This is a genomic window from Cupriavidus respiraculi, from assembly GCF_914271545.1.
GTDB lineage: Bacteria > Pseudomonadota > Gammaproteobacteria > Burkholderiales > Burkholderiaceae > Cupriavidus > Cupriavidus respiraculi.
Genome location: NZ_CAJZAH010000001.1, coordinates 83,517 through 102,511 on the forward strand (window position 1 = coordinate 83,517; position 18,995 = coordinate 102,511).

17 protein-coding genes are annotated in these 18,995 nt (G+C 70.3%); 7 read left to right on the forward strand and 10 right to left on the reverse strand.

What is annotated here, in order from left to right:
- Positions 1–7: 7 nt before the first annotated feature.
- From LDO27_RS00295 to LDO27_RS00310, 4 genes are all read left to right on the forward strand, one after another.
- Entirely contained in the window at positions 8–556 is a 549-nt protein-coding gene (locus tag LDO27_RS00295; RefSeq protein WP_224038937.1) for a copper resistance protein CopQ, read from the forward strand.
- A 299-nt stretch (positions 557–855) separates the two neighbouring features.
- Positions 856–1,422 (forward strand): TetR/AcrR family transcriptional regulator, encoded by a 567-nt coding sequence (locus LDO27_RS00300; RefSeq protein WP_224038939.1) that lies wholly within the window; start codon positions 856–858, stop codon positions 1,420–1,422.
- 163 nt (positions 1,423–1,585) lie between these two features.
- Positions 1,586–3,193, forward strand: a complete 1,608-nt coding sequence (locus LDO27_RS00305; RefSeq protein WP_224038941.1) for a histidine kinase N-terminal 7TM domain-containing protein — start codon at positions 1,586–1,588, stop codon at positions 3,191–3,193.
- Positions 3,194–3,259: 66 nt separating this feature from the next.
- A complete protein-coding gene (locus LDO27_RS00310) occupies positions 3,260–3,886 on the forward strand; it encodes a LysE family translocator (RefSeq protein WP_222209261.1) in 627 nt (208 codons plus the stop codon).
- Here LDO27_RS00310 and LDO27_RS00315 read toward each other — a convergent pair.
- The 10 genes from LDO27_RS00315 to LDO27_RS00360 all read right to left on the reverse strand — a co-directional run bounded on the left by LDO27_RS00315 (position 3,883) and on the right by LDO27_RS00360 (position 15,559).
- Positions 3,883–4,656, reverse strand: a complete 774-nt coding sequence (locus tag LDO27_RS00315; RefSeq protein ID WP_224038943.1) for an alpha/beta fold hydrolase — start codon at positions 4,654–4,656, stop codon at positions 3,883–3,885. The two genes, LDO27_RS00310 and LDO27_RS00315, sit on opposite strands and share 4 nt — an antisense overlap.
- Positions 4,653–5,681 (reverse strand): M14 family zinc carboxypeptidase, encoded by a 1,029-nt coding sequence (locus LDO27_RS00320; RefSeq protein WP_224038945.1) that lies wholly within the window; start codon positions 5,679–5,681, stop codon positions 4,653–4,655. The genes LDO27_RS00315 and LDO27_RS00320 overlap by 4 nt, the downstream gene beginning before the upstream one ends.
- A gap of 2 nt (positions 5,682–5,683) precedes the next feature.
- On the reverse strand, positions 5,684–6,580 hold the full coding sequence (locus tag LDO27_RS00325; protein WP_224038946.1) for a LysR substrate-binding domain-containing protein: 897 nt from the start codon (positions 6,578–6,580) through the stop codon (positions 5,684–5,686).
- Between the two features lie 118 nt (positions 6,581–6,698).
- Positions 6,699–8,885: a phosphocholine-specific phospholipase C gene (locus LDO27_RS00330; protein WP_224038947.1), complete on the reverse strand. Its 2,187-nt coding sequence runs from the start codon at positions 8,883–8,885 to the stop codon at positions 6,699–6,701.
- An 80-nt stretch (positions 8,886–8,965) separates the two neighbouring features.
- Entirely contained in the window at positions 8,966–9,160 is a 195-nt protein-coding gene (locus LDO27_RS00335; protein WP_222209251.1) for a hypothetical protein, read from the reverse strand.
- A 26-nt stretch (positions 9,161–9,186) separates the two neighbouring features.
- Positions 9,187–11,211 (reverse strand): LamG-like jellyroll fold domain-containing protein, encoded by a 2,025-nt coding sequence (locus tag LDO27_RS00340; RefSeq protein ID WP_224038949.1) that lies wholly within the window; start codon positions 11,209–11,211, stop codon positions 9,187–9,189.
- 295 nt (positions 11,212–11,506) lie between these two features.
- Positions 11,507–12,841 (reverse strand): MFS transporter, encoded by a 1,335-nt coding sequence (locus tag LDO27_RS00345; RefSeq protein WP_224038951.1) that lies wholly within the window; start codon positions 12,839–12,841, stop codon positions 11,507–11,509.
- A 140-nt stretch (positions 12,842–12,981) separates the two neighbouring features.
- Complete coding sequence (locus LDO27_RS00350) at positions 12,982–13,587, reverse strand: TetR/AcrR family transcriptional regulator (protein ID WP_224038952.1); 606 nt, start codon at positions 13,585–13,587, stop codon at positions 12,982–12,984.
- A gap of 88 nt (positions 13,588–13,675) precedes the next feature.
- A complete protein-coding gene (locus LDO27_RS00355) occupies positions 13,676–14,308 on the reverse strand; it encodes a histidine phosphatase family protein (protein ID WP_224038954.1) in 633 nt (210 codons plus the stop codon).
- A 48-nt stretch (positions 14,309–14,356) separates the two neighbouring features.
- Entirely contained in the window at positions 14,357–15,559 is a 1,203-nt protein-coding gene (locus tag LDO27_RS00360; RefSeq protein WP_224038956.1) for a DSD1 family PLP-dependent enzyme, read from the reverse strand.
- A gap of 277 nt (positions 15,560–15,836) precedes the next feature.
- Here LDO27_RS00360 and LDO27_RS00365 point away from each other — a divergent pair, with 277 nt between their 5' ends.
- The 3 genes from LDO27_RS00365 (at position 15,837) to LDO27_RS00375 (ending at position 18,858) form a co-directional block, all read left to right on the forward strand.
- Positions 15,837–17,054, forward strand: a complete 1,218-nt coding sequence (locus tag LDO27_RS00365) for an AI-2E family transporter (protein ID WP_222209241.1) — start codon at positions 15,837–15,839, stop codon at positions 17,052–17,054.
- A 103-nt stretch (positions 17,055–17,157) separates the two neighbouring features.
- Complete coding sequence (locus LDO27_RS00370) at positions 17,158–17,934, forward strand: PadR family transcriptional regulator (protein ID WP_224038958.1); 777 nt, start codon at positions 17,158–17,160, stop codon at positions 17,932–17,934.
- Between the two features lie 108 nt (positions 17,935–18,042).
- Positions 18,043–18,858 carry a siderophore-interacting protein gene (locus LDO27_RS00375; RefSeq protein ID WP_224038960.1) on the forward strand — a complete coding sequence of 272 codons (816 nt, stop codon included), beginning with the start codon at positions 18,043–18,045 and terminating at the stop codon, positions 18,856–18,858.
- Positions 18,859–18,995: the final 137 nt, after the last annotated feature.

Here is an 18,995-nt window from a genome sequence, read left to right on the forward strand (position 1 = left end):
GCAAGTCATGCAAGCCAATATCGCCAAGACCCTGGTTTCCGCCGCCGTTCTCGCCGCGGCCTTCGCCTCCGGCCAGGCGCTCGCCGCGGGTGTCGCGGGCGACCGGTACGGCTACGAATTCCGCAGCGGTGCGCTGGACACCTTTACCGAAGGCGCGCGCGGCGGCGTCCACGACCGCAATCCGTTCACCGACGGCGCCCGCAGCGCTACCCGTGAGCGCAACCCGTTCGTGGACGGTGCCCGCAAGGTCGACCCGTACACGGACGGCGCGCGCGGCGCGGCGGTGCAGCCGGCTGGAGCGGTAGTCGCCCGGGTGGGCAAGACCGATCCGTACACCGACAGCTTCCACACGGTCGATCCCTACACGAACGGCGGCCGCACGGTGGACCCGTACACCGACGGCGCACGCAACGTCGATCCGTTCACCGACGGCGCTCGTATCGCCGGGCTGGATCGCCGCGGCGTCTCGTCCGAGCCGGGCCGCACGGTGGACCCGTACGCGGACGGCGCCCGCAACGGCAGCTTCGACGTCTACAGCGAGGGCGCACGCGCCTGAGCGATTACCGCAGGCCGGCGTGGCAAAGCGCCGCCTCCATCACCATCCATGCCTGTCGGGCACCAAGGAGCCCGCCGGCTTCCTGGGAGCGCATCATGAGTCTTCGCGACAGTCTGCTGGTCGTGTCGGGTTGGGTCCTGCTCTGTGTGGGTAGTGGCTTTCTCCTCACCACGGTCGCACAGGCCTTGCCCGCATGACGCACACGGCCGCCGCGGCTGCCCGGCCCGGCGGCTTTTTCTTGCCCGCATGCAGGTAAACCCATAATTGATAATCTATCTGACGGTAGATACAGTAGCGCCATGAAAACGCAATCCGTACGCGATCAACTGATCGAACACACGCTGGTGCTGATCCGGCGACGGGGCTTCAACGGCTTCAGCTACCGCGATCTCGCCGCCCTGGTAGGGGTCAAGACCTCCAGCATCCACTATTACTTCCCGACCAAGGAAGATCTGGCGCTGGAAGCGGTGAAGCAGTACAGCGCCCGTATTGCCGAGGAGATGCGCGGCATCGACGAGAGCTGGCCGGCCGCGGAGCGGGCGCGGGCCTATCTGAAGGCCTGGCACGTGGGCTTCGGCTCCGACCAGATCTGCCTGTGCAATATGCTGGCGACCGAGACGGCCTGCCTGCCCGAGTCGATCCACGCGGTGCTCAAGGATTTCTACCGGTATCACGAGGGGTGGCTGACCACGCTGCTCGAACAGGCCAAGGCCGAGGGCGTATGCCAACTGCCGGTCGATGCCGACGTCTTCGCCAAGACGATCTTCGGTGCGCTGCAAAGCGGCGTGGTGGCCGCGCGCCTGTTCCAGGGACCGGAGCGCCTCGATGCGGCGTGCGCCACGCTGATGGCCGCGGTGTCCCGCTAGGCGATAGCCAGCCCATGCCGGGCCGTCTCTCGCGCCGCGGGTAGCGGCGGGCAAGAGACAACCGGCCCCAGGCGGCAAGGCCGTGCGAGCGGCCGCCAGGCCGCCGCATCCCCTCCCAGCCAACGGTTGCCGCAACCTCTAAAGCGTGCTGCAATCCGGGCCAATGGCTTCTTCCTACCTGATCATCTGCCTGGCCGGCGCCGCCTTTGCCTGCCTTGCCGTGGCTATGGCCGCCTGGCCGCGCCGCGACGATCCCACCATCGCGGCCTTCCTGCTGCTCGCCACGGGCGCGGGCATGTGGTGCGCGGGGCGGGTCATGGAGGTCAACGCCGCCGATCTGCCGTCCCGCATCCTGTGGGCCAAGCTCCAGTACCTCGGCATCATGGTGGTCCCGCTGGGCTGGCTGCTGGCGATGGTGCGGCTCGCGCGCCCGCAATGGGCCATCGCGCGCTGGTGGACCAGCCTGGCGCTGGCCTTCACCGTGACCACGCTGGCGCTGGTCTTCACCAATGAATCGCATGGCCTGATCTGGCGCAGCGTGCAACTGGTAGACAGCGGCATCGGCCCGGGCGGGCTGCGGGCGGTGTTCCGCCACGGCCCCGCCTACTGGGTCGCCTTTGCCTACTGCTACCTGCTGCTGCTGGCCAGCGTGCCCTTCCTGCTGACGGCGCGCAATCCCTATCTGACCGCGAACGCGCGCCGCCTGCTCGGCGCCGGCCTGTTGCTGCCGTTGTGCGCGCAACTGGCCTACCTGCGGGGCTGGACGGCCGCGCTGGGCGGCGACCTGACGCCGGCCACGTTTTCGGCGATGGCCGTGCTGGTCTGGTTCTGCGCGCTGCGCCCGCACCTGGACGACGTCGGCCACTATGCCCGGCTGCGCGTGTTCGACGCGCTGCGCGAGGGCTGCGTGATCGTGGGTGCCGACGGGCTCATCGTGGACGCCAACCCGGCCGCGCGCCGGCTGCTGCCGGAGATCGCGCGCGGCCAGCGCGCCCCCGACGGGTGGCTCGGCGCCACTCCCGCGGTGGCCGAAGGCGCGCACTACGAGCTGACGGTGGAGCCCGTGCGCAATCTCGACGCCAAGCCGATCGGGCAACTGGTCTTCCTGCGCGACGTCAGCGGCTACCGCACGCGCGAGCGCGCGCTGGTGCAGGAGAACTCCAGTCTCGCGGTGCGGCTGAACGAGACGGCAGAGAAGCTGACCCGCATCGAAGGCGACCTGTATCGCGATCCGCTGACGGGCCTGCTGAACCGGCGCTTCTTCCAGCGCGAGACCGCGGCCCTGGTCAACGAGGCGTTCGAGCGCCAGATGCGCATCGGGCTGGTGCTGGTCGATATCGACTACTTCAAGCAGTTCAACGACATCTACGGCCACGTGCTGGGGGACGAATGCCTGCGCCGCGTGGCTACCGCCATCGCGGAAACGGTGCAGGGTCCCCACGAGTTCGCGGCCCGCGTGGGCGGGGAGGAGTTCGCCATCGTGCTGCCCTCGGCCACGCCCGCGCACACGCGGGCCGCCGGCTTGCGCGTGGTGCGCGCCGTGCGCGATCTGGCGCTGGCGCATGCCGGCGCGTCTCCCGGCCATCCCTTCGTGACGGCCAGTGTCGGGGCGATCTGCGAGACGCCCGCCACGCCGATGTTCGAGCCGCTCGTGGCGATGGCCGATGCCGCCATGTACGCCGCCAAACGCGGCGGCCGCGACCGCTTCGTGATGGGCGGCCAGCATTCCCGCCTGGCAGCCGGCTCGGCGCCGTTCACGGTCGATTCGTAACGGCCTGCCGTCCGGCCACTGTCCGCCCCGGTCCCCTTCCTTCCTTCGCACTGCCGACGCCCGCCCATGCCACCCATCGACACGCTGATCGCCTTCTTCGGTATTTCGCTGCTGCTGGGCCTGACGCCCGGGCCGGACAACGTGTTCGTGCTGCTGCAATCGGCCATGCGCGGCCCGCGCGCGGGGATGGTGGTGGTGCTGGGCCTGTGCACGGGTTTGCTGGTGCACACCGCGGCCGTCGCGCTTGGCCTGGCGACGCTGTTCGCCGCCTCGGCCACCGCCTTCGTGGTGCTGAAGATCTGCGGCGCGCTCTACCTGGCGTGGCTGGCCTGGCAGGCGTTCCGCGCGCCCGCAGGCACCGCGGCCTCGAGCGGCACGGAGCCGGCCGGGGGCTGGCGCATGTATGTGCGCGGCGTGGTGATGAACCTGACCAACCCCAAGGTCGTCATCTTCTTTCTCGCTTTCCTGCCGCAGTTCGTCGCGCCGCAGCGCGGGCAGATCGCGCTGCAGATCGGCGTGCTGGGGCTGCTCTTCATCGTCGCCACGCTGCTGGTGTTCGGCGCCATCGCGCTCGGCTCGGGGCTGTTCGGCACGCTGCTGCTGCGCTCGCCGCGCGCGCAGCGCGCGTTGAACTGGTTTGCCGGCGCGGTGTTTCTCGGACTGGCGGTACGCCTGGCCACCTCGCAGCGCTAGTTCTTGCGGTCCAGTGCGGCGCACCAGCGCGCCACCGTGGCGGCGAGCCACGCCGGGTCGTCGTGCGGCAGGTCGTGGCCGGCCCAGGGATGTTCGCGGTGCTCGGTGTCCCAGGCGCGCGCCAGCGTGCGCGAGCACGCCGGATCGACCAGCGCGTCGGCGGCGGAGGACAGGACCAGCGTCGCACAGGCGGGCGGGCCGGCGTGGGCGCGATAGCGCGCGGCCGCGAACAGCTGCCGTAGCGCATTGGCCCGCGAGACCGGCGCGCTGGCGCGGATGGCCGTCCATGCCGCGATGTCGGCATCGGCGCGATCGATCCGGCGGCACGTCAGCCGGTGAATGCGGGCTTCGCAGCGCTGCGCATCGTGCCAGTCGCGCGCCAGCCGCAGCAGATCGGGCCACGTGTCGGCGCGCAGGCGCTGCGCGGCGGTGCTGAAGGGCCGCATGCTGGTATTGACCAGCACCAGCCGTTCGATTTCCGCGGGATATTGCTGCGCCCATGCGGTGGCGACCATGCCCCCCAGGGACATGGCCAGCACGCGGCAGGGCGTGGAGATGCCCGTCGCGCGCGCTTCGGCCCGCACGGATGCCAGCATGCCCGCCACCGTGGCCGGCGCGGCAGTGGCGGCGTGGCGGCCATTGCCGGGCAGATCGATCAGCGCGATGCGTTCTTGCGCCCGCACCACGCCGTGCTCGCGCAGCATCGCGGGCAGTTCGGCCCAGTGGCGCGCCTCGCGCGTGAGGCCGCGCAGCAGGATCCAGCCGCTCATCCGCCCGGCCCAGTCTGCCAGTGTTCGCTGGCCGCAAGCCACAGTTTCTGCCGCGCCTCGCCCGCCGGCAGCCAGCGCTCGGGTGCAAAGGCGGCGCGCGCCAGGAAATCGAACAGATTGACGTGCCGCCTGAGCACGCGCGCGGTGCGGTGCGCCTTGATGGGATTGAAGAAGCCATCGCGCGAGAACAGCTGGCGCGGATTCTTGCGTATCCACAGCCACGAGCCCAGTTCGAGCGTCATCGGCAGGAAGATATGCGGCGAAGGCGTGCGGTCGTAGGCGTAGTCCCACAGGTCGCCGTGCAGCAGGTATTGGTGGCTCTGCGGCTCGAACGCATAGCCGTGGTGCGGATGCGCCTGCTCGAACATGGTCTTGAGCACGTACATCTCCGGCAGATGCGGCATCGCGGCGCGGGTGCGCGCATAGGGAAACCAGATGCTGTCGCGCCAGCCGTAGCCGCTGTGGCAGTCCACCGCGAAGCTCAGCGGCCGGCTCAGCAGGTGGTCCTCGGCCACGCGCAGCAGCGCCGTGCTCTCGACCTCCATCGGCGCGCCCGGCTCGCCGCGATACCACGGCAGCCACGCACCCACGCGCTGACCGCCGGCAAGAAACGGCACGCGGCCCACCGCATCCTGGGGGGCATTGCGCATCAGGTCCACGCCGTTGGGATTCGCGCGCTGGCCGGCCCACATGCCGCCAGGGTTGACGATGGGCATGAACAGCAGGCGCACCGACTGCAATTGCAGATGCAGCAGCTCGTCCCACTCCAGCCGCTTGAGCAGCGCGCGCATATAGTCCAGCAGCAGCTGCGTGCCGATGCGCTCCAGCCCGTGGATGCCGCCGAACAGGCCGATCGCCGGTGCCAGCGGATTGGCCGAGCCGATGCTGGCCAGGTAGACCGGAAAGCGATGGCCGCCGGCCGTGGCCTCGCACGGCACGCTGATCTCGAAGCGGTCGCGCCCGGCCTCGAGGATGGAGCGCAGCAGGTCGAACTCGGCGAACGTGCCGGTGGCAAGCCTCGCCATTGTCAGGCGGCGGCCTCGGCGGGGGCTTCGCCGGCCAGCGCGCGCGGCACGAGGCAGTCGAGGAAGGCGCCCAGCAGGCGCGTGTGGCGGCGGCCTTCGAGGCAGTACAGGTATTCGTGCAGCACCGGCGCGCCGTGCCGGAAGGGCACCACGCGCAGCGCGGGATCGCGCGGCACTTCGCCCAGCGGCACCACGCTCGCGCCCAGCCCCTGGCGGATGGCCTCGTGGATGGCCTCGCGGCTGCCGATCACGGTGGTGCCGGGCATGCGCACGCCGGCCTCGCGCATCGCGTCCTCGGTGACCTTGCGCGTCATCGAGCCGTGCTCGCGCAACAGCAGGTGGCAGGCGCTCAGGTCGGCCAGCGCGATCCCGGCGCGACGCGCGAACGGATGGGCGGGATCGACCACCAGCACCATCGTGTCGGTGGCCAGCGTGACGCGCGCCAGCCGCTCGTCGCCGATATGGTGCGACGACACGGCCGCGTCGATGCGGTATTCGAGCAGGGCATCGAGCATCTGCTGCGAATTGCCGATGTCGATGCTCAGCGCGATGGAGGGATGGCGGCGGCGGAAGGCGGCGACGCTGGGCAGGATGTAGTACGGCCCCGTCGCGCCGATGCGCAGCCGCCCCACGCGCAGTTCGCCGGCGTTGCGCAGCAGGTAGTCGGCGCTGCTTTCCTGCTGCATCAGTTGCTCGGCCACCGGCATCAGCGCCACGCCTACGTCGCTCAGGTCGATGCGGCCCGCGCGCCGGTGGAACAGCTCCACGCCGTACATTTCTTCCAGTTGCCGGATGCGGCCGGTCACGGTGGGCTGGCTTACCCGCAGCTGCTTGGCCGCGCCGGTGATGCTGCCCTGGCGTGCCACTTCGAAAAAGGTCGTCAGCAGGTCGCCAAGCATGGATGCGCTTTGGATGGGAATAGACGACCCTGCAGTCTACGACCGCATTGTGACAAGGGATTGACGGGACCGGAACCCGCGCTGCCTGGCCCCGGTCACGCGTTTGCGTGCTGGCCGCCTACTCGATCACCGTCTCGCCGGCCACCGACGCGGCGATGGCAGGGTCCGAGACGCCATCGGCGCCGGTTTCCATCCGGCCCGCGAAGCGCCGGGCGAAGCCGCCCTGCGCCACGCTGGCGGTGAAGTCGTACCAGTGGCCGTGCCGTGCGATGGGCCAGGTCTGGTCCAGCTGCATGCCGGGCGGAATATCGAACTCGCGGCGTTCGCCGTCGCGATAGGCATTGGCCTGGACGGTGAAGCGGCACGGCGCGCTGCCCAGGTTCATCATGGTCAGCACGATGGCGCCGCGCTCCGGGTCGTAGCACACGCGCACCTCGGGGCTGCTGGCGCCCGCGGCATGGGAGGCTTCGACATTGCCCTGGAACGCGCGGTGAAAGCCGTTGGGCCCGAGCACCCACAGATCGTAGGCGCCCGCGTCGGCGGCGGTGTCCCATACGCCGAACAGCTCCTTGCCGGCCTCCACGGCGTAGCGTCGCGGCACGCGGTCCAGATGCAGGCGGTCGTAGACGTGGAACACCGCGGCCGCCTTGCCGGTATTGCGCAGGATCAGCGTGACCTTGCCCGGCGCCACGTTCTGCTTCGCGTCGGCGTTCTCGCGCGCGCTCACGTGCAGTTCGTAGGGCAGCGCCCGCGACGGGCGCACGCCGGGCTCCTGCCGCGCGGCCGCGGCGCGCTGGGCAGCTGCCGCGGGCAGTGGCACCTGCGGCAGCGCTTCCTGCGCGGTGCGTGCGGCATCCGCCTGCGTCTTGGTGCGGGCCGGCAGGCTCGGCAGCGTTTCGCCGTTCGGATTGACGAAGTTGAAGGCCGAGGTCAGGTCGCCGCATACCGCGCGGCGGTAGGGGCTGATATTGGTTTCGACGACGCCGAAGCGCGCCTCGAGAAAGCGCAGCACCGAGGTGTGGTCCGACACCTGCGAATTGACCCAGCCGCCGCGGCTCCAGGGCGATACCACGTACATCGGCACGCGCGGGCCGGGCCCGTAGGGATTGCGGTCGGTGTGGTATTCGCCGGTGGTCTCGACCGTGGAGCCGCCGGCCAGCGTGGCACCGTCATAGGCCGGCGCGCAGGGCGGCGGCACGTGGTCGAAGTAGCCGTCGTTCTCGTCGAAGTTGATGAAGAGCACCGTCTTGCTCCACACATCGGGATTGGCCGTCAGCGCGTTGAGCACTTCCTGCGTGTACCACGCGCCCTGCACGGGGCTGGACGGCCCGGGATGCTCCGAGTAGGTGGCCGGGGCCACGATCCACGACACCTGCGGCAGCGTGCCGGCCGCGATGTCGTCGCGCAGCGCCTGCAGGAAGCCGCTGTCCGGCATGGTGTTGCCAATGCCCTTGAACAGCGGATCGATGGCCTCGTCGGCCGGCGTGTAGGGCGGATAGGGGCTGCCGTTGGGACCGTTGCCGCGCGCCTCGTTGGCCTTGCGGTACTGCACGAAGCCCGCCAGCGGGTTGTCGGTGAAGTTGTCCGGCATGTTCTGGTAGACCTTCCACGACACGCCCGCGGCCTGCAGGCGTTCCGGGTATGTGGTCCAGCGATAGCCGCTGGTGGAGGCGCCCATCGAATCGCCGCTGTTGTCGATCACCGGCCCGCCCATGGTGCCCGCCGGATCGTTGGTGCCGGTCCAGTGGTACAGGCGGTTGGGATTGGTGCCGCCGTGGAAGGAGCAGTGGTAGGCGTCGCACAGCGTGAAGGCGTTGGCGAGCGCGAACTGGAAGTCGACTTCGGCCTGCTTGAAATAGCCCATCGACTGCGTCTGCTTGGAATCGGGCCAGCGGCTCATGCGGCCCAGATCCCAGGCGGCCTGCCCGTCAGGGTAGCTGTGCGGCGTGCCGGCGACGCGCTGTGCATTGCCCGCGGTGCTGTCCAGATGATAGGGCCACACCTCGCGCGCGGGGCTGGCCACCGTATAGCGCTGGCGCCAGACGTTCAGGCCCCCGGCGGTCGGGATCGGGAAGCGGTCGCCGAAGCCGCGCACGCCCTTGAGGGTGCCGAAGTAGTTGTCGAAGGAGCGGTTCTCCTGCATCAGGATCACGACGTGCTGCACGTCGCGGATGGAACCGGTGGCGTTGTGGGCGGGAATGGCCAGCGCGCGGCGGATGGCGGGCGGGAAGGCGGCCAGCGCGGCGGTGGCGGCGGCGCTGCTGCCGGCGAGCTTGAGGAACTGGCGTCGATTGTGGGTCGTCATGTCGCGGTCTTGGTATGCGTTGCGGTCGGCGGTGCGAGCGGTCAGCGCGGTCGGTGCGGGCGGTGCAGCGGCGGCGCGCGTTACGGCGCGCAGCGCAGGCCGGGCTTGTCCGCGGCGGGCTCGTCCGGGCGCACCGGCTTGAGTTCGGAAGTCGCCGGCGTGGCGCCGTCGCCGGCAGCCGGGCCGGCGTCATCGCCGCCGCACGCCGCGAGGCAGGCGCACAGCAGCAGGGCCAGCAGGGCGGGGCGCATCGTGGAGGGGATCGTCGGGATCATTGTCGGGGTTCTCCGCAAAGCATGCCTCAGGGGTTGAGCGAGGACAGCGGCTGGTGCGAGGCGTCGATGGTACGCAGTTCGTCGAGCGTCACCAGGCGCTGCCACATCGCCAGATCGTTGAAGGCCATCACGCCCTTGAGCGCGCCGGCATTATTGCCCACGTAGTTGTGGGTGGCGTCGTCGTTGACGCCCCACACCTTGGTGGCGAGGCCATTGAGCTTCGTGACGTCGGTATTGGCGATGGCCTTGTTCTCCACCTTCTGCACGCCGCGCACGGGGTCGATCACGTAGGCGCTGAAGCGCTTGTTCGCCGCGTCCACGGCCAGCGCTACATATGCCCATTGCCCGGCGCTCACGCGCAGGCCGTTGATGTCGTCGCGCTTGCCGCCGCCGCTGCCGATGTTGAAGCGCAGCTCGCAACTGCCGAACAGGCCGATGGCGATGCCCGCGTTGGCGCCGGAGGCGTAGTTCTTGTTCGACAGCACGGGCGCGCCGATGCTGTTGCCCTGCGTGCAGTCGGTCTTGAACCAGAAGCCGATGGTGAATTGCGGCTTGAGCGCGATGTCGTCGCCGTTCAGCGCGAGCCGGTAGCTGTCGATGCGCGAATCGACGGCGAGCGCGCGTGCCTGGAAGCTGTCGGCCGGCAGCGAGCCGCCGTCGGTGCCCGGCACCCATGGACCCAGGCTGGTGCCGGCCTTGATGTCGGCCACCGGCAGCGCGTCGAAGCTGTAGTAGGCCGCCAGATCGTTGCGCAAAGTGGCGGCGAGCGGCACCGGGCGTGCGTAGTTCAGCTGGGCCAGATAGGACACGGCCTCGCCATCGCGCACCAGCGTGTAGTTGAAGCGATGCAGCCCGTCGGGCAGGTCGCCGAACGCCGAATCCTTGTAGCCCTGCGCCTTGCCGTCGAGCGTGGCGATCTGCACGCCGTCGCGCAGCAGCGTCAGCGGGCCGGTGGCATGGGCCGGGTTCTGCCATGCCAGGGTCAGCGAGGCGTTGTAGTCGCCGGGCTTGGCGCCGATGCCGCGCAGGGCCGGCGCGCGCGTCAGGGCGGAGCCGTCCAGCGCGTTCGCCTGCGGCGCGATGCGCACGCCGGCATGCGAGAGCAGCGTGGGCACGATATCGGCGGTGGTCGCGAGCGCGGACAGGTCGGACTCCGAGCCGGGCGCGGCTGCGCCGGGCAGGCCGTATGCCGCGTCGGCGGGCCGGTTCAGCGCGACGAATGCGGTGCGGTTCTGCACGGTGGGCACCGAGGTGGTGGCGCCGGTACGGTCCAGACCGTGGCTGGTCGTCACCAGCACCAGCCACTCCTCGCCGGCGTTGGCGCGCTTGCGCGCGGCGACCGCGTTCAGCAGTTCGCCCAGGGCGGTGTCGAAGGCGGTCAGCGCCGCCACGTAGCGGCCGGATGCGTTGCCGTTGCCGAAGCCGTCCTCGGCTGCCGCCACGCCCGGTGCGCTGAACTGCGCGAACACCGCGTCGTAGCCGGACTGCACCATCCTCACGCCGTTCTGCGTCACGCAGCTGTCCACGCCGGCGCAGTCGACGTGGGAATCCAGATGGCCGGCGGCCACATCGCCTTGCAGCAGGCGCGGCAGCAGCGGCGCGCTGGTGGCGCTGCCCAGCTTGCGCGCCAGGGCGCCGTCGGCGCGCAGGTAGTGGAACAGCGTGGGCGCCTGCAGGCCCGTGGTGTCGCCGCCCGGCTCGCTGTCGTCCGCGATGCCGTGCCGATTCGCCCATGCGCCTGTCAGCACGGTGGCCCAGCTCGGCGCGTCCAGCGGCGGCTGCGCGGTGATCGTGCCCACCGCGCCGCCGGTGGCCGCGGGCAGGATGGACAGTTGCGCGAGGTTCGGCATGGCCTTGCGCAGCAGCGCCGCCTGAACCTGCGGATAGGCGGCGCCGTCGACCCCGATCAGCAGGATCTTGCGGCTGGCGCTGCTGGGGGGCGGGTCTGCCGGCGTGGGCGGCTGATTGTCGTCGTCATCGCCGCCGCATGCGGCGAGCGCAAGCGCGAGCGCGAGCCCGCCCGCCGCCCGTAGGTGCTGTTGCCATGCCATCCTGGTTTTCCTCTCCGATCGTGATGCGTGGACGCGGCCACGCCGGGCCGCGGTGCGATCGCAGAGTAAGGAGCGGACAGGTCAGGGTGGTGACAGAGCGGCAAGGAATTCCGATGCGGACATTCGCAATCTTGGGCGCGCGGCGGAATCGATCATGCCGCGACGTTTTCTTCCGCACTCGCGGGCGCGGAAGACGACGAACCGCAGGATTGCGCGGCGTTGCGCCCGCGCGACGTTTTCTCTCCCTCTACCGCTGGCGGGGAGAGCGGAGGATAAGCGCGACCGGTCGCAAGCCTCAACCGTTCACCGCCACCCCAGGCCTGTCTCCCGCTGGCGGGAGAGGGGAGGAAACGCGGTCCCTGCGCGACGGTTGCGCGGCCAGCGCCAGCAGCGCCGCGACCAGGCAGGCGGCACCGGCCACGTACAGTGCCGGCGTGTACGTCAGCAGCAGCGTGCGCGTGAGCCCGGCGCCGAAGGCGGCCACGGCCGCGCCGAGCTGGTGCGCGGCGAAGATCCAGCCGAACACCATGGCGGCGCGCTCCTTGCCGAAGGTGGATGCGGCAAGCTTGACCGTGGGCGGCACGGTGGCGATCCAGTCCAGCCCATAGAACATGGCGAAGACCGACAGGCCGTACAGCGTAAAAGTGGAATGCGGCAGCCAGAACAACGACAGCCCCCGCAGCGCGTAGTACCAGAACAGCAGCTTGCGGTTGTCGTAGCGGTCCGACAGCCAGCCCGACAGGATGGTGCCGACGAAGTCGAAGGCGCCCATCATTGCCAGCACCGAGGCCGCGGGCACGGCGCCCATGCCGAAGTCCCCGCACAGCGCGATGAAGTGGGTCTGGATCAGTCCGTTGGTGCTGAGCCCGCAGATAAAGAACGTGCCCGCCAGCACCCAGAACACGCGGTTGCGCGCGGCCTCGCGCAGCACCACGAAGGGGCCGCGCAACGTGAAGGGCGCGGGCGCGCGCGCCGGCTGCGCGTCGACATGGCGCGCCGCTTCGCCATACGGCGCGAGGCCGACGTCGGCCGGGCGGTCGCGCATGAAGCACCACACCAGCACCGCCAGCACGGCGCACGCGAGCAGAACGGGCACCACGGCCACGCGCCAGCCCATGGTCTGGATCAGCCAGGCGGCGAAGGGGAGGAAAGCCAGCTGCCCGGTGGCGGCGCTCGCGGTCAGGATGCCGATCACCAGCCCGCGCCGCGCGCTGAACCAGCGGTTGGCCACCACCGCCGCGAGCACGAGTGCGGTGAGGCCGGAGCCGACGCCGAGCATCAGCCCCCACGCGACGAAGAGCTGCCAGAGTTCTGTGACCACGGTGGCCAGTCCCATGCCCGCGGCGATCAGCGCCAGCGCGGCGGCCACCACGTTGCGCACGCCGAACCGCTCGATCAGCATCGCGGAGAACGGGGCCATCAGGCCGAACAGCGCAAAGCGCACGGCCAGGATCGAGGAGATCTGGTCGGTGTTCCAGCCGTGCTCGTTGCTGAGCGGATTCAGGAACGCGCCGGGCAGGCCGAGCGCGGCCGCGGTGGTCAGCATGACAAGAAACGACAGCGCGGCCACCAGCCACGCGTAGTGGATGCCGTGCCGGTCGAGCCGGCGGGATAACGGTTGGGCGAACATGGGCAGTCCGAAAAGGGCCGGCCTGGGCCGGAGAAGGGTCGATGACGGAACGTCGGGACGCAGGCATCCCGCCCCGGCGCGGCGGCAGGGGGAAACAAGCTGCAACAAGGAAAAACGGCCCGCGCAGTGCGGGTCGGCAATCAGTCGGGCGGCGGCGGGGCGCTCGTCAGAAACGCCCGGGCCGCGTCAAGCAACTGTGCGGAAAGCGGGTCGCCCTCGGTGGCGCGGGCCAGCATCACGGCGCCCATCATGGCCGACAGTTCTACCAGCGCGCGCTCGTGCCGCGCTGCGGGCGGGACGGTGTCGTCGAACGTCTTCATCCAGTTGGCGACCATGCCCTTGATGCCCTCCGCGTACGCCTGGCGCACCGGCTTGTCCGGCGCCTCGCGCGCGATATCGTTGGCGAGCGCCGCGCCCGCGCAGCCCAGGCCGGGATGGTCGCGATGCCGTGTGGACAGGTAGGACGTGGCGATGGCATCGCGCATGGCCACCCGGTCGCCGTCGGCCGCCTCGATCTTCCGCGCCCAGCGCTGCGCCGATTCGCCGAACGCCCGCTGGCAGGCAACGGCCGCGAGTTCGTCCTTCGAGGCGAAATGGCCGTAGAAGCCGCCATGGGTCAGGCCGGCGGCGCCCATCAGGTCGGACACGCTGATGCCGTTGAGCCCGCGCTCGCGAAACAGGCGGGCGGACACCTCTTCGATGGCCGCGCGGTTCTGCGTGGCCTGTTGCCGTGAGGATCGTGGCATGCCACTGCTCCGTAGATTCCAGTCCGGGCAGTTTAGATGATGATCCTCATTTATTCAATAGATGTTGGCCATCATTTAAAGACGGATTTCAGGAGGCTGGCGCCGGCAGCACCCGCGTGCGGCGCGCCGCGTTGCCGACGGGCAACTCGATTGCCACGCCCCCGGCGCTGTCGGCGCCCAGGCCGGTGAGCGCCGTGATAACGAACTGGTGGGTGACCATCAGGTAGGGCCCGCCGCGCGGATCGAGGCGGTCGATGAAGCGGTTCAACGCGGCGGCCTGCGCCTCGCGCGAGCGCCCGGCGTCGGAGCGGGAATTGAGTTCCGGCAGTACGGTGAAAGGACCGAGGTCCATCAGCCGGGCCGTGTCCTGGCATCGGCACCAGGCGCTGCTCCAGATCCGCGTGGGCCGGAAGCCGGCCGCCTTCCAGGCGGCGCCGAGCTCGGCGGCCTGGCGCCGGCCGGCGGCATCGAGATTGCGCTGCGTCTCGCAGGCGTCGAGCCGGAAGCCCGGCGGATCGTAGACGCCGGGCGCATTCGCATGGCGCAGGATGACCACCACATTGGGCCGGGCCAGTTCCGCCACGGCGATATCCCGCGGCGCGCCCGTGGCGGCCGGCGCCGCGGGCGGCCCTGCGGACTGGGCCAGCGCGCCGGCGGCCGGGGCCATCAGCGCGACGAAAAGCAGGCAGGCGAACAGGGCGGGCCAACGATGTGCGGACATGGCATGTCCTCCGACAACAACGGCGCGGCGCGTCCCTGCCATCGCCGGCTAGCGGCTATGCCCGCGCGCCGATACGGGCCACAGGCATTCCACCACGCCGGCGCGGATGCCCACAAGTTCGTCGTACAGATTCAGGGTCGGATCGCAGTGGCCGGGCACGAGCATCACGCGGGCGCCCAGCGGCGGCAGCGCGTCGACGGCGCCGCCGAGCGGCTGCACCAGCCCGTGCTCGTCGTTGGCGGCGACATAGGCAAGCCGTGTCGAGCGCGCGCCGTCCTGCCAGATCCACGGCAGGCCGGAATCGACCGCCATCGACTTCAGGCCGGCGTCGAGCACGGCCTGCTCCGCCACGGCCCGGCTCATCACCGTGGTGGCGATCAGCAGGCTGTGCTCGAAGCCCAGGCCACTGCCCTCGCCGCGCACCGCACCGTCGCCGTCCAGGCTGCCGTAGTCCGCGTCCATGAAGACATAGGAGCCGGGCTGGATCTCGGTATAGACGCCGCTCGCGAGGTCGAACGCGACGCTCCCCGTGCCGCCGCCCGTCACGATGTCGCAGGCCACCCCGGCCGCCGCCAGCCGCGCCACCGCGGCGCCGGCGCATTCGGCGGCATGCGCCGCAGCCTCGCGGCGGCTGGCGAACTGGCGTACGTGCTGGATGCCGCCGTGGTAGGCCTGCAGCCCGCGAAAGGTCAGGGTGTCGCGGCGCCCCAGGCGCTCGACCAGCCGCAGCACCCCGTCGGCATCCGGCACGCCGCAGCGGTGCTGGCCCACGTCCAGCTCCACCAGTACGTCCAGCCGCGTGCCCGCCGCCTGCGTCGCGGCCGCCAGGGTATCGATCTGCGCGGCATCGTCGACACAGACGCTCAGGCGTGCATGCCGCGCCAGTTCAGCGAGCATGGCCGCCTTGGCCGGTCCGGCGACCTGGTTGCTGATGTGAATGTCGGTGATCCCGGCCCGCACGAACGGCAGCGCCTCGCTGACCTTCTGGCAGCACACGCCAACGGCACCGCGCGCGACCTGCGCCCGCGACACGTCCGGGCATTTGTGCGCCTTGGCGTGCGGCCGCAGCGCCACGCCGGCCTTGTCCGCAACCTGCTGCATGCGGTCCAGATTGCGCTCGAAGGCGTCGAGGTCGAGCACGAGCGACGGCGTGTCGATGCTGGCCGCCGGCTCGCCGATCCGCGCCGGGGCGGGCAGCGACAACGTCGGGAGGGCGGGCTGGATGATGGGGCGTTGATCCGTGGCTGACATGAAGCGAGGTCCAGGAGGGTGCAGGAAAAGGGCGATCGTGCGGCCGGCGGTCCGCGGCGGCCCGGCGATGATGTGGCGGATTGCCGTCCGGTGTCAAACCGCGGCGGTGCGCGGGTTCGTCGCGCCCGCCCGAAGGACCCGCGCTTGTCCTACACAGGCAGCGGATGCCGTCCGACTGCGCCCGCGCGCCGGATGGCTAAGCTGAGGAAAAGGCAGCGAACCCGGGCACGCAGATGGCCGGGCCGCGTCGTTTGACCGCCTGTACCTTCGAGCCGCGATGACTTCTTCCCCTTCCGAAACCGTACCGCCCCTGGTGGCGTCGGACGCGGCCGCCCCCGTCACGGCGCCGGACGTGGCGCCCCCGCCGCAGGACCTGCCAGAGGACGAACCCGCCACCGTCGCCATTTCCGTCGATGCCGAAGCGCCGCAGGCCATCCATCGCGGCAGCATCGCCCTGGTGGTGCTGGCCACGCTCGCCACGCTCTACGCCATGCAGGTGGCCAAGCCGTTCATCATCCCCGTGGTGCTGGCCGTGCTGGTGACCTATCTGCTGGACCCGATGGTGTCGGCGCTGCACCGGCGCCGCGTGCCGCGCAGCATCGGCGCGACCTTCGTGCTGCTGCTGCTGGTGGCCGCGCTGGCGAGCCTGGCGTATCTGGTGCAGGGCCAGGTCGAATCCATCGTCGACCGCCTGCCCGAGATCGCCCGCAAGATGTCGCGCACCCTCAGCGAGCTGCTGACCGGCGACGATTCGATGTGGACCAAGATTCGCCGGGCCGCCTCGGTGCTCGGCGGTGCCGCGCAGCACCAGCTCGGCACTGGGCCGGGCGTGCTGCCGCAATCGACCGAGTCGCTGAGCAGCATGGTGCTGGCCGGCTCGGTGAGCGTATTCGCGCTCGCCGGACAGGCCGCCGTGGTGTTCCTGCTGTCGTTCTTCCTGCTCGTCTCGGGCGACATGTTCAAGCGCAAGTTCGTCAAGATGGCCGGGCGCACGCTCACGCAGAAGAAGATCAACGTGCATATGCTGGGCGAGATCAATCGGGCCATCCAGCGCTATATGGTGATGCTGCTGGTGACCAACGTGGCGCTTGGGCTATGCCACTGGCTGCTGCTGACCGCGCTCGGCGTCAACAACGCGGGCACGTGGGCCATCGCGGCGGGCGCGTTGCACCTGGTGCCGTACTTCGGCTCGGGGCTGACCGCGATCTGCGTGGGCGTTGCGGCATTCATGCAGTTCGGTACGGTCGGCGTGGTGGCCACGGCTGCCGGCGGCTCGATCCTGATCGCCACGCTGATTGGCTCGGTCGTGACCACCTGGATGACGGGCCGCATGGCAAAGATGAATCCGGTGGCCGTGTTCGTCGCGCTGCTGCTGTTCACCTGGCTGTGGGGCGCCTGGGGCATGCTGCTGGCGATCCCCATCGCCGTGATCACCAAGGTCGTGGCCGACCATATCGAGGGGTTGGAGGTGCTGGCCGAATTCCTGGGCGAGTAGCGGGGCGGGGGGAGGCTCAGGCAGGGCGGTGGCAAGTTTTCCTTGACCTTGGCCTATCGCATGTATATCGTAAGATATGTTTTACGACATATCGGAGGTAAACATGCGTCTGCATTCGTTGCTCCACGCCCTCGCCCATCACGGCAGGCGTTCCGGCTACACCCATGCCCATCCGCATTTCCATGCTCACCCGCACGCCCATCCGCACGGTCCGCATCGCGCCATGCCTTGGGACGGCGCCGATTCGCGGTTCGCCGGCCGCGGTCACGGCCATGGTCACCACGGCGGCCATGATGGCCACGGGGGCGGCTGGGACCGGCCCGGCGGCGGTGGCGGCTTCGGTGGCGACGACGGCGAAGGCTGGCGCCGCGGCCGCAAGTTCAGTTCGGAAGACCTCCAGCTGATGCTCCTCGGCCTGCTGGAGGAGCAGCCCAGCCACGGCTACGAACTGATCAAGGCGCTGGATACGCGTACCAACGGGTTCTACAAGCCCAGCCCCGGCATGGTCTATCCCGCCTTGACCTATCTGGAGGAAGTGGGCCACGCGAGCGTCGACAACGAAGGCAACAAGAAGCGCTATCGGCTTGCCGAACCCGGCCAGCGTTTCCTGGACGAGAACCGCGAGCGGCTCGACTTCATCTTCAACAAGCTGCAGCACGCGGCCCGCAAGATGGCCTGGCTGCGGCGCGCCATGGCAGGCGAGGCGCCCGAGGACGAGGCCGGCGGCTGGATCCCCGAGTTCGTCGCGGCGCGCGTGGCGCTCAAGCGCGCGCTGGTCGCGCGCGTCGATGCGCCGGTCACCGAGCAGCGCCGCATTGCCGCGATCCTGGCGCAGGCCACCGCCCAGATCGAGTCCGGAGCCGGCGGCGCCGACGCCTAGCCGGCACGAGCCGGCCTCCACGGCGGCGCCCCGGTGCCGCCCCTCGACCCTCTTCCATCGATCGATTCCGGCGCGTGCCCGTTCCCGCGCCGCACCGCCCATCCGCACATGAACGCATCCGACCTTACCGTACAGCGCGTCCGTCACGCGCTGAAGATCCGCCTGCTGCAAGTGGTCCGCACGCAGCAGGTCTCGCCCGAACTGCTGCGCGTCACGCTGACCGGAGACGACCTCGACGATTTCGTTTCCGCCTCGTTCGACGACCACGTCAAGGTCTTCCTGCCAGAGCCCGGCGCCGCGCAGCCGCGGCTGCCGACGCTCGGGCCCAATGGCCCGGTCTTTCCCGAGGGCGAGCCGCGTCCCGCCGCGCGCGACTACACTCCGCGCCGCTACGACCGCGCCGCGCGGGAGCTCGATATCGAGTTCGTGCTGCATGGCGACGGTCCCGCGACCACGTGGGCCGCGCAGACCGCACCGGGGCAGTGGCTGGGCGTGGCCGGACCGCGCGGTTCCTTCGTCATCCCCACGGGCTTCGACTGGCATCTGCTGATCGGCGATGAAAGCGCGCTGCCGGCGATCGGGCGTCGGCTCGAAGAGCTGCCCGCGAGCGCTCAGGCCATCGTGGTGGTGCAGGTCGGCGGCGCCGGCGCGCAGGTGCCGTTGCCCAGCGCAGCCCGCGTGACACTGCAATGGGTCCATCGCCGCGGCGACGCCGCGCAGGACCAGGCGGCGTTGCTGGAGGCGGTCCGCGCGCTGGCGCTGCCGCCGGGCGAGGGCTATGCCTGGGCCGCGGCGGAGTCCGCCACGGTGCGCGCCGTGCGCGATCATCTGGTGGGCGAGCGCGGTATCGACAAGCGCCGCATCCGCGCATCCAGCTACTGGAAGCGCGGCGCGCAGGCGGTGCACGAAACGCTGGAAGACTGAGCGCGCGTGGGCGTTTGCGCGATGCGTGCGTGTCGCGGTTCTGCCGCAGGCGCACACATTGCGCGCCATCGCCATGGACGCGCGCCGGCAAGCCCGCTAAACTCGGTCCCCGGCAGCCGCAAACAACGGCTGCCAAC